Genomic DNA, 12057 nt, shown 5'->3' on the forward strand with positions numbered 1-12057 from the left:
TTACCCCTTGGTCAACTTACGCAGTCTCCCAAAATAGTTCAATCGAATCCCCATCATTTATCGGAGTTGTAAATTCAGCATCTACATTGTTTTTCCGAATTACTACTCGTGCTCCCCTTGCAACGCTTAAATCGAAGTAATACGTATCTAATATATCCACTAAAATATAGTCTCTTTTCCCACTTAAAGTAATCTCACAATCATTGACTCTCACTTTTATTGAATTGTCATTATCTAAATTAGATTCATCAATAAAATCACCGATTGCCTTATCCTCTAAAGAACTTTGATTTGTTTCCTTGGAATATGATTCTACTGTTTCTGTAAAAGGCTTATCTTGATTAGAAGTTAGATCATAAATAATTGAGAATTTTTCATACACCTTATCTTCTAAATTTGCCTCCACATTATTAATTAAAATGCCAGGCTTGTACGGCAAATCCATAAATTTAAGTAATTGTCCCAGCGTATAGTATCCTAAGATTTCAAGTTCATCACCGTCTTTGATACTATAATATTCTGATACCAATGTTTGATTTGCACGTATAAACTTAGGGCAGACAACTTCTTTCCCATTAACAATAAAGGAAATTGTTGAATGATACTCCGGTAACATTCCTACCTCATAATAGGCATCGGTTCCGACACTTGATTCAACAATTGATATAATATCATTCTGCTCAATTGGCATATTCATTCCAACTTGCTTTCCATTCAAGGTTACAACGGCTGCCTCGCCTACTTCTCCCCTAATTAGGCGTTTATTCCCATTGACATAAAAATTAATTGCTTTTCCTCTCCTTGGAAATAATCTTTCATTTGGAAAGCCAATACTAACAGCTGCATCGACTATTGTTAATCTATTATTATCATATAGCTTAACTTGTTCCCCATTCACTTGAACAAAAATAAAATTATTGCGTTGCTCATAGTAATTTAAACAAATACCAATAGGAGTAACTAACAATGGATCTTTTTTTATCTTAGGATCAAGAAATTCTACTTCTCCTAAAACCTCTTCCCCACGTAGTGCAACTCTCTCTGGTGCAAGTCCTAAATGATTTGCTAAGCTATTGGTAAAGGTCTGCATCTTTCCGCCACCGCCTACCACAAATACAGCACTAACTGGTTTATCACCATTTAAGTAGATAATACGCTTAGCAATTTTATCAGTAATTTCTTCTATTGTATCTTTGGCTACTTCCAAAACCCCTGCCGGAGTTGTCTTATGGGATAATCCCATAATGTCTTTATATGTAATTGATTTTTTCTTAACAGAAGCTGTCTTGATTGTTTCTGCTGTCTTAAAATCTACTAGAAATGTCTTAGCAATTTTGTCAGTAATTGCATCACCCGCCATAGAAATCATTCCATAAGCGGTTATACTTCCATCCTTAGTAATAGAAATATCGGAAGTACCTGCTCCTACATCAATTAAAGCGATATTCAGTAACCTAAACTTTTCTGGGATTGCAACATTAATAGCAGCGATTGGCTCTAAAGTAAGGTTAACAACTTGTAACCCTGCATTAGTTACAGCGGTATATAATCCTTCGATTACCTCTTCTGGTAAAAAAGTAGCTAGTACATCTGCTGAAATTTTTTTTCCTTTATGCCCTTGTAAATTCGTTATAACATAATCATTTAAATAATAGTGTACTACGGAATAGCCCACACAGTAAAAACTTATATTCTCATCTTTTTTACTTTCTTGAATCGTTTCATATCCTTTTTCAATTCCAACAAGTTCAAGTGCATGTACATCTTCCTCTGAAATAACCTTGTCCTCAAGTAAGTCAAGATCTGCCTTTACTGTTACTGTTTCTAAGACTCGCCCTGCTGCTGCAATACAAACCTCATCTAATTTGTGATTTATTTGTTTTTCTAAATCCTTTTTAACCTCACGAATTGTTTCTGAGACTTTTGCAATATCATGTATCTGTCCATCTAGCATTGCTCTTGTTTCATGATACCGAATGGCTTGAGCAACCACTGTAAAATTGTGTTCATTTTGTTTATAACCGACCGTTCCTACAACACTTCTGGTTCCTATATCCAAACCGAACACCAATTGATCAGGACAATTTTGCAAGTTCATGTAGCTTCCCCTTTCATCCCATTGGACCTACTCCTATTATAGCATAAGTAGTCCCTTTTTACTAGTAATTATATCACTTTTTTCCTAATTCTGTATTTATACTCCATAATTTAGCATCATTAATCATTGAATTTCATTATCTATCATCATTTCATGATATTTACATTATTTAAAATGTATAAATATCACGAAATGATAATTATTATACATTTTTAACTTGCTTCATACGGAGCAAGCAGTACTATTTTAACTCTATAATAATTTACTAATTTGCTTTATAATATTTTCTTTTGTATTTCCTTTTTCATTATAAATAATATTGGTGCAATATTCACGGAATTCTGCATCCTTTTTTTGCTTTGAAAATAAATCATCAATTTTTGCATCCGAATATCCACGAGTCGTCTTTAAACGCTCTCTTCTCTCTTCTTCTGAAGCATACACATACCAGATTTCATCGCAAAAAGAAACATACCCTGCTTCTTTTAGCAGGGCTGTTTCTACTAAGACAGCCTGATAGTTTCCTTCCTCTCTTAAGCGCTCTATCGTAGCATGTACTTCTATTAGTACCTGCGGATGTGTTAATTCATTTAATCGGAGTAACTTTTTCTCGTCTGCAAAAACAATCATAGCTAACTTTTTACGGTCAATTTCTTTATTTTCTAAAAGAATATCTTCTCCAAATTCTTTTACTACACCATCATAAGAAGCTCCGCCCTTTTGCATTTGTCTTCTAGCAATTTCATCCGTGTAGATGGCATAAACCTTAAAGTTTTTTACAATAATATCTGCAACTGTTGACTTACCACTGCCAGCTCCACCTGTTAATCCAATTACTTTCATGTATATTTCCACCTATCTTATGCACTACTTTGCTTCGTACCAATTCTTTCCTTCATTTACATCAGCAACAAGAGGAACTAATAATTCTGCCGCTCTTTGCATCTCATTTACAATGATTTCTTTTACAGTTTCAATTTCTGATTTTTCTGTCTCTACTAACAATTCATCGTGAATTTGTAAAAGCAATCTTGATTTTAAATTTTGCTTTTTCAACTCTTGATTTACTCGAATCATTGCTATTTTTATAATATCTGCTGCTGTTCCTTGAATTGGAGAATTCATGGCAATACGTTCTTCTGCAGAACGCTTCATGAAATTCGTATTATTTAAATCTGGTACTGGACGGATACGACCAAATAACGTTGTTACTACACCAGTGTTTCGGCCATTCTCCACTTGTTCATCCAAAAATGTTTTTACTCTTGGATATGTTTCAAAATATTTATTGATATAATCTTCTGCATCGCTTCTTGAAATATCAAGGTCCTGTGAAAGACTAAATGCACTAATTCCATAAACAATACCAAAGTTTACAGCCTTTGCATTGCTTCGTTGAGCACTGGTTACTTCATCAAATGGTGTATGAAATACCTGTGATGCTGTCAATCGATGAATATCTTGCTCTTGTTTATATGCTTCAATTAAACGCTCATCACCTGACATATGCGCTAACACACGTAGTTCGATTTGTGAATAATCGGCATCCAAGAATACAAAACCATCTTCTGGAATGAATACTTTACGAATTTGACGACCTAACTCCATACGGATTGGTATATTTTGAAGATTTGGTTCTGTACTACTAATTCGTCCAGTTGCAGTTACTGTCTGATTAAAAATGCCATGAATACGCTCATCATTTTCAATATAGTTATCAAGTCCATCAGCATAGGTTGATTTTAATTTCGTCAATTGACGATATTCAAGAATCATTTCTACTACAGGATGGTCTGATTTTAACTTTTCTAGTACCTCAGCAGATGTGGAATAGCCAGTCTTTGTCTTTTTACCAAATGGTAATTGCATTTTTTCAAAAAGAATGACTCCTAATTGCTTTGGAGAATTGATATTAAACTCTTCACCCACTTGTTCATAAATCTTCTTCTCAAGTGTCTTAATACCCTCTTCTAGCATATCCCCATATTCTTTTAACTCTTCACGGTTTACCTTAATACCACGCTCTTGCATATCGTAAAGCGTATAAACCAATGGCATTTCAATTGTTTTATAAAGTTCTGTCATTCCATATGCATCTAGTACCTTTAAGAGAACATCTTTTGCAAAATAAGATACTACGCTAGAATAACCACACAATTGTAAGAAATTAGCCTCATCGGATTCATAAAAATTCTCATAGCTACTCTTACCAAGTATCTCTTTTTCACTTAAAAGATCTATTTCAAATACTTGTTTAGCAATATCAGAAAACTCGTAATGCTGACGAACTGGGTCACATAGATATGCAGCAATTGCAATATCTAAAATATTATCCTCTTCTGTAGCCTGTAAGTACTGTAATTGTTTTTTCAAATCATTTGTACATAATAAAACTTTTGATTTTATTAATGAATTCACTTGATCTAACAAGTATTGTTCTGTAATAAACCCACTCGTTATAATTACAACCGTTCTAACTTCTTGTTTTGCATCAGCAAATGTTAGTGAAACTGCAAAGAGTTGTGATTTATCTGCTAAAAGTTGAAATGCTACAGGGCTGTTATTTTTTAAAGAAACCTCTTTTATTTCATTAAAAATACTATCTGCTTGCGCAAAATCTTTTACTAAGGCAAACTGTTTTTCTTTAATTTCTTTTATGATTTCCTTCTCAGAATAAAAATCTGCATATGCTACAATTTTGTTTTCAGAATTAGATTTCGTTGTGGATTCTTCAATAGAGTCAGAATTTACAATAGCTGATTTTGCTGTTTTACCTACTTTTGTTTTCTTATCTACTGTAGCTGTCTTACCTGCTACTAAATCCTCTTCATCTACTTCAAGTTCTTTGTTTGAATTTACAGCGTTTTTATCCATTTCATCTGTTGTTCCATCTGAACTATTAGTAGGTAACATTTTATCTATATTTAAGGATTTAAACTCTAATAAATCAAACATATGCTGCGCTTTTTCACGGTCAATATCAATGGTTAAGCTATCAAGTGTAACATCTGCTAAATCAATGTCTCTTTTGATTGTTGCAAGCTGTTCACTTAAATAAGCAGCCTTTTCACCAACTAACTCGGTATCGCTTGTCTTTAGCAAATAGTTCATTGGAGATCTCTTAATTCCGATGCTCTTCCAATATTCAACCATCTGCTTTTTCTCATCCTCATTCAAATCACGTATTGCAGAATATAACTTGTCCACTGTTTCATATTCCTTGATTAAGGCAACAGCAGTTGTTTCACCAATTCCAGGAACACCTTTAATATTATCCGAACTATCCCCTTGCAATCCTTTTAAGGATGGTACACTAGAAGGAAGTATTCCAAACTCTTCTTTTACTAGCTCTGGTGTAAATTGAAACGTACGATCTGGAACATTTAATATGCTACGGTCCAAATTATACTTTTTAAATAACTCATCGGTCTTTTTGGCTGTACTATGAATTAACCATACATTGGTTTGCTCTGTAATTAATTGCAGGTAATCATTATCCTTCGTTAATATACGAATCGGTACATCATGTTCAAACTTTTCACATAAGGAACCGCTAAAATCATCCGCTTCATATCTTCTATCCATAAACTGTGGTATATTCATTTGTTTTAATACATCTTGACATAGTGCAAACTGATCTTTTAAAGGTTCAAGAGTTTCCCCACGATTTCCTTTATAATCTGGATATAATTCTCTACGGAATGTATCTCTACTAACATCCCATGCAACTGCGATGTATTTTGGCTTTTGGTCCTTTATTATTTTAAGCATGACACGTAGAAAGCCATATACGGCATTGGTATACACGCCCGTAGTTGTTTGCATGATTTTAGAGAAAAATTGCTCTTTTTCTTCTAAGGTTTTTGCAAATATAATTTCCTTTGGCAGGTTTCCAAAAAACTGTGTTGACAGTAAACTGGAACCATCAATTATTAATAAAAATGGCGTCTCCTCATGATTGGTTTTATTCGTCATATTTTACCTTCACTTTCTTAGTATATTTTATCTAGTATTATCTAGCTCATGTTCAAAATCAATTTGTCTGAAATAGCATCTCTTATTCATATAGTCGATTGATTTTTTATATAGTAAGGAACGATAATATTGCTTCTTAGCCGCATACTCTTTTAAATCAGTATCATAACTAGCAAACAATGCAACTACTTTACTTTTATCGTCTGGTATCCCAGAATAATTTAAGTCAAAGTTTGGCCTTTTCACTACTTCTTGATTCACTTGACTCTTTCCGAAGGATATACTTGATATCATAACAAAAGTAACCATTACAAATAGAAAATAAAATCTTTTTCTAATTCTGCGTGCCTTCGCTCGCCGAATCATCTCTTCATACTCTTTAATCTTTAATTTTAAATCTTCAGAATAATTATTGGACAATTCCTTATCATCATCTAGTTGTTCCATAGCAGTTAGCAATGCATAATAAACGTCCAATTCTTCCATACAAATCGGACATCCATTTATGTGAGCTAGGAATTCTTCTAATTTGGCCATGTCAAGTTGACCACGGATAAAAGGAGTTATAAGATTCTGTGCATCCATGCATGTCATAACTTGACTTCACCTCCTCTATTAAATTAACAAGCATCTATCATAAATATGAATTTTGTTATAGTCTTTCCCATATCTAAATTTAAACCTGTACAAAATAAATATTACACTTTTTTTATAAAAATTGCAAACCTCTTTCCGTTTACAACAGCTGTAACATCAATATTTAGCTGACATTTTAATACATAATATTACTTTAAAAAACATGTAAATTTTGCTTGCATTCTTTGGATTATTGTGTTAGAATAATCTTCGCTAAGCGGATGTGGCGGAATGGCAGACGCATCAGACTCAAAATCTGACGAGGGCAACCTCGTAAGGGTTCAAGTCCCTTTATCCGCATAATAGAAATGAAATCCCGAAAGTCAATAAAATAAGACTTTCGGGATTTTTTTGTAGAGTTTTTAAATTAACTCTGATGCATTCATCACTATTATTTTTCAGTTTTTCTAAAAAAAAATTCTAAAAAATTTCAAGTTTATATATTCTTATGCTTAAACTGATAATTATTTATTTGCTTACTAATTAATTTCCTAAAAGTAGTATCTATTAATTTTATCCAAAAAGCATTGCAAGTACCTTATATCGATAAACTTTCTTTGGTTTCTTCTCTACATACCAAACTGTCATACGATGACCTTCTTGGGATTTAGCATTTACAGCCAATGAATTTTCCGATGTTACAATCTTATTACCTGCATGATAGGAAAAATAAGACCACTTTTGCGTTGTCGTTGGGCTTTTATGCAATGTTCTATTGCTTAGGTTTTTATTATTTCCTACTGTAACATTCGCTAATATGGCATCCACTTTAATAATCTTCTTCATATTACCCTCTACTTTCCGCACATACTGTGCTATAATTTAATTCTGTTTACTTACAACACTTATAATTTTCACTACAGAATTACTTTTTAATTGGGATATTTGCATTAATTTTTTTCATTTTTATCTCCTCCCATTTTTACCATCAAATCTCTGTTCCATACCAACGATATATTTAAAATCATTTTATCTTTTGTACATGTATTTGTCAAATAATGGTACAATCATTTTATATATTAGATCAATTCAATTATTTTTTAGAATAACACAGCGGGCACGACAAAAGTATGTCATGGTTAATTATATAAATTCTGTGCTTTTTTCAATCTATTACTAATCTCCATTCGCCAATATGTAAACTCTACTGAAAGAGAAGATTCAATAGCATTTTTTAAAACAGAGATTTTAGGAGCAAGAGAATTTTTATAATGAGAAGATAAGTCAATTAAAATATGATTTGATGCATAAACTTCGCTTCTGTTAGGGAAAAACTTATCCATAAGATTTTGATATTTTTTATCTTGTGATACACTGTCAAGACTTGATAGACCAACAAACACTGCACGCAGTTCTTCATCTGTGAAAAGCGTTTTATCAATTTTATATCCTTCAGCACTCATTATTCCACCGTTGCTTCCCTGCATTGTAATAACAGGAATACCTGCTTTGCAAATATCTTCAATATCTCGATTGATAGTTCGTCTTGAGACTTCGAATTTTTCTGCAAGGTATGGTGCAGTTACTTTTTCTTTTTGTAATAACACAGTAATAATACCAATTAACCTGTCGATTTTCACTTATCTATTCCTTTCATATTCAATTTCATTTATTCATAGCATTTTAATACATCAGGAAAATTTATTTATGAATAGATACTTTAAATAATTAAAGGACTATAGTTATCTATAGCCCTTTTTAAATAGCAGATTAGTTTTCCTATACTATTTCTAGTGTTACCAAAAACTTAATAACTATTTTTCTTCCTTTATATCATAATATCACATTTAATCATTAAAAGAGACCTTACTTTCTTGTAATAATATAAAACATTTTATGGATTGCAATTTTTACATGCAGAATATCCTTTATTAATTACCTCATCTCTCGCACCATCAAAATAAATTTTATTGCTTTCTTTCATCTGTTTCACTGACCTACAAGTAGGATAATGAAACTTTTTAGTGTTCTTATTAAGAATATAAGTTGTTGTTTTCGGAACTTCATATTGGACTGGAGTTTCAGTTGGTTTTAATGTCGGAGTAGCTGTAGCAACCACATCTCCATGAGCATTCGTTTTGCTTGGATTGGTACTCCACTTTATGCTTTTCCCATCCGACACAGCGATAATAGTTCCTTGCTCATCTGTTCTATAAATATCTATTCCTCTTTCAGTTAACTTATCAATGGTATCTTTATTAGGATGCCCATATGAATTATCTTTTCCAACTGAAATTACAACAGCATTTGGTTTTACTGCATCTAAGAATTCATCCGTTGTAGACGTTTTACTGCCATGATGACCTAATTTTAAAACATCAGCATTTAAATCAATTCCATTTCTAAGAATATCCCCTTCAGCTTCTTTTTCTGCATCACCAGTAAGTATAAAACTATCGTAATTATTGGTTAATTTAATACCAACTGACCAATCATTTAAGTCATCACCATATGAGGAATTTGGTGCTATTATTGTAAATTTTGCTGTGCCTAACGTATATTCATTGCCCACAACTGGTTTAGTAATTTTTAGACCTTTTTCTTCGATTGCGTCCAAAACATCTTCAAACGTTTGTGTTGTATGTTCTTTCTCAGGCAGAATAACCTTACCTATATCAAAATTTCTTATAACTGCATCCAATGATCCAATATGATCTTCGTGAGGATGAGTGCCTATTACATATTCTAAACGATCTACTTTATTTTTCTTTAAGTATGACAAAATTAACTCTTCATCTGCATTATTACCTGCATCAATGAGCATGTATTGTTTGCTAGATTCAATGAGGATACAATCTGCTTGACCAACATCAATGAAATGAACCTTCATGTTTGGTTCATCTTTTATTTCTGTTACAGTAGGTGTAATTGTTGGCTCAATCACAGGTGTTGCTGAAACAATATTTTCTTGACTTGTTTCAATTATATTCCCGTCAATACTGTGGGAATCATCCTTGTCAATCACTTTTTCAGATTCAATCTGAGCTATAACAGTCGGTGTTATATTTGGATTAACACTATTATCAACTGTATCTGGAACAGATGGGGCAAACGCAGCTGATAACATAAATAAAGCCACACCAATAAAAAGTCGATGCGACAGCTTAGGTTTCCTTCCAATTTTCTCAAGAAAAGATAAAAATGGTGGGAAGATTAATATAGCTAATAATATAAGTAGCACCCCAGAAAAGGTGCTTGAAAGCAAATAACCTAACCCACTCAGAAAGAATAAAATAGAAAAAAATGTAGCAATTAATTTCTTTAAGTGGATCATTATTTAATTTTCTCCTTTGTATAGTCTAATTAAATTCTAGCATAATTTACTAAATTTTTCAACATGATGGATTAAGATCGCAAATCAGTTCACTATAAAAATTACTGGCGTATGTACAAATTATCTCTTATAATATTTTACGAGGAGGTTGATTTATGAAAGAGATTGTTATTCGTGAATACCAAGCAAAGGATTGGAAACGTTTAAGAGAAATTCATGATAAAGCCCGAGCAATTGAACTACATCTTGCTGAATTAAATGATGCTTTTATCCCACTTGCTGAAGCTGCTTTTCGTGAAGGACTATTTGAGTATACGATTTGCGTCGCTACTATAAATGACAAAATCTATGGATTTGCCGCATATTCGGAGGATGAACTGGCATGGCTGTATGTGGACCCAGCACATAGTCGTAGAGGTATTGGAAAGAGTTTAATTGAATATGTAATTACGCAAATTACAAGAAGACCTATTAATGTAGAAGTCTTGGCAGGTAACGAGCCTGCTTTAAATTTATATAAGTCAATGGGTTTTGAAACAGTTGAAGTATGCTCTGGTGTAATGCCTGGAAATGAATCATTTCATGTTACAGTGCACTGTATGCAGAAATTTTAACTGTGATTAATCTGTCTCGATTTTATTATTTATAATTACCTTTAGAAATATGCAAAAAGGAGTAGCCAAACGCTAATCCTCTTTTCAGTTTAAACTCAGATAATGTACATTTTCTAATAGCCAATGGAGCTTCATTGATTAATCACTAAGCTATCTTTCCATTACAAAGAAAATTTGTAAGATCACTTAATTATTTAACATATCTCCTATCACTTTCATATACACCTATTATTGTGCTTATTATTATACTCTTCACAAACAAGTCAAACCATCCAATTGCGCCGTATCTTATCAAGTCATAAATGATAGATACCGAGACAACTGTTATAAATGATACTAAAAAATATTTTATAAAATTTTTCATTCTATCGTCCTTTAATTTCTTATGTTAAATTGGTTTATAAATTACAAGATTATCTACTAAGAGATTTTTATTAAACATATACTTTCCCATTTAAGTTAGCAAACCTCGCTAAACTCAATATTATCTATATTCAACATATGAATATAAATAATATACACCGTCTATTTCAACAGCAATTGAATCCTTTATATTTTTATTTTTAATTTGATAAAATTCAGTATTCTTCTCTAAAACTGTAGCATCATAATTTCTCATTCTATACCATGAATTATGGACCTTCCCTGACATCTTAAACTTTATCTTTCCTAGCTTATCACCAATAAGGTCTGCATCTACTGTAACCTCATCATTTGCCTTATATTGCATATCATATTTAACCCCATTATATTTTATTCGGTCAACCCATTTTGGACTAATAAATCCAAATCGGTCCAAACGAAATATCCATATTAATAAAATTGCTGTGCAAATTATAGCAGCAAATAGCAGTATCCGTTTCATTGATTTTTTCATATTTCCTTCTACTTTCCATGGAATTTTATAAGCTAATAAAAAGGGGATTATGCTTCTTATAACCACTACTATCCATTCACTTATTTCATAATAATCAATTATGGTGGTAAAACATATCGATGCATTCGTACACAATATATTACAGTAATATTTTAACATATATTAAAAGGAATAGGTAGAGTATTAACCCAATTACTATATGACGTAAAATATCTCACATTTTACTTCTAATATAACATTACTAATAGTTTAAAAACCTAAGCAAGCCTTCTAGTAAAACAAATATATAATTGATATATTCGTTTAAACAGAAAAAATGCCCTAAAATAAATTTTAGGACATTTTCCTTTAATAAGAAGTTAAGCTGTTAACAATACATCTGCTAACAGCTAGACTGTTATTTCCGCATTGCCGTTCATAGCTTGACACCTCCATATTAATTTGATGTGTTTTTAACACATTAATATTATTAGCATAAATCAAATAAATATTATGGTAATTTATGTCTTTTACAAGACTCTCAAAGACTAAAAAGTTTCCAAAATCCCAACCTTATTTTATTTCTCTTACCATAAAACTTATA

9 protein-coding genes and 1 tRNA gene are annotated in these 12057 nt (G+C 32.0%); 2 read left to right on the forward strand and 8 right to left on the reverse strand.

The genetic code is table 11. From position 1 onward, the window contains the following. Nucleotides 1-16: 16 nt before the first annotated feature. The 4 genes from BN4220_RS19370 to BN4220_RS19385 all read right to left on the reverse strand — a co-directional run bounded on the left by BN4220_RS19370 (nt 17) and on the right by BN4220_RS19385 (nt 6667). Entirely contained in the window at nt 17-2098 is a 2082-nt protein-coding gene (locus BN4220_RS19370) for a cell division protein FtsA (RefSeq protein ID WP_066720622.1), read from the reverse strand. Between the two features lie 252 nt (nt 2099-2350). Beyond that, nucleotides 2351-2941 (reverse strand): dephospho-CoA kinase, encoded by a 591-nt coding sequence (gene coaE / locus BN4220_RS19375; RefSeq protein WP_066720625.1) that lies wholly within the window; start codon nt 2939-2941, stop codon nt 2351-2353. 24 nt (nt 2942-2965) lie between these two features. After that, the gene (gene polA / locus BN4220_RS19380) at nt 2966-6073 is read right to left on the reverse strand and encodes a DNA polymerase I (RefSeq protein ID WP_066720628.1); all 3108 of its coding nucleotides are present in this window, start codon (nt 6071-6073) and stop codon (nt 2966-2968) included. Between the two features lie 27 nt (nt 6074-6100). Further along, nucleotides 6101-6667, reverse strand: coding sequence for an anti-sigma factor family protein (locus BN4220_RS19385; RefSeq protein ID WP_066720631.1), 567 nt, complete (start codon nt 6665-6667; stop codon nt 6101-6103). Between the two features lie 259 nt (nt 6668-6926). Here BN4220_RS19385 and BN4220_RS19390 point away from each other — a divergent pair. Next, a tRNA-Leu gene (locus tag BN4220_RS19390) sits at nt 6927-7009 on the forward strand. Between the two features lie 213 nt (nt 7010-7222). Here the strand turns inward: BN4220_RS19390 and BN4220_RS19395 are convergent. From BN4220_RS19395 to BN4220_RS19405, 3 genes are all read right to left on the reverse strand, one after another. Then, nucleotides 7223-7495: a hypothetical protein gene (locus tag BN4220_RS19395; protein WP_066720632.1), complete on the reverse strand. Its 273-nt coding sequence runs from the start codon at nt 7493-7495 to the stop codon at nt 7223-7225. 293 nt (nt 7496-7788) lie between these two features. Beyond that, entirely contained in the window at nt 7789-8289 is a 501-nt protein-coding gene (locus BN4220_RS19400) for an HTH domain-containing protein (protein ID WP_082812399.1), read from the reverse strand. A gap of 254 nt (nt 8290-8543) precedes the next feature. After that, nucleotides 8544-9983 (reverse strand): ComEC/Rec2 family competence protein, encoded by a 1440-nt coding sequence (locus BN4220_RS19405; RefSeq protein ID WP_242867823.1) that lies wholly within the window; start codon nt 9981-9983, stop codon nt 8544-8546. A 155-nt stretch (nt 9984-10138) separates the two neighbouring features. Between BN4220_RS19405 and BN4220_RS19410 the strand changes: the two genes are divergently transcribed. Beyond that, nucleotides 10139-10597 carry a GNAT family N-acetyltransferase gene (locus tag BN4220_RS19410; RefSeq protein ID WP_066720634.1) on the forward strand — a complete coding sequence of 153 codons (459 nt, stop codon included), beginning with the start codon at nt 10139-10141 and terminating at the stop codon, nt 10595-10597. 484 nt (nt 10598-11081) lie between these two features. Here the strand turns inward: BN4220_RS19410 and BN4220_RS19415 are convergent, their stop codons facing one another. Continuing rightward, nucleotides 11082-11474 (reverse strand): hypothetical protein, encoded by a 393-nt coding sequence (locus BN4220_RS19415; RefSeq protein ID WP_066720637.1) that lies wholly within the window; start codon nt 11472-11474, stop codon nt 11082-11084. Nucleotides 11475-12057: the final 583 nt, after the last annotated feature.

It is taken from the genome of Clostridium sp. Marseille-P299 (genome assembly GCF_900078195.1).
In the GTDB taxonomy this organism is placed as follows: domain Bacteria; phylum Bacillota; class Clostridia; order Lachnospirales; family Lachnospiraceae; genus Lachnoclostridium.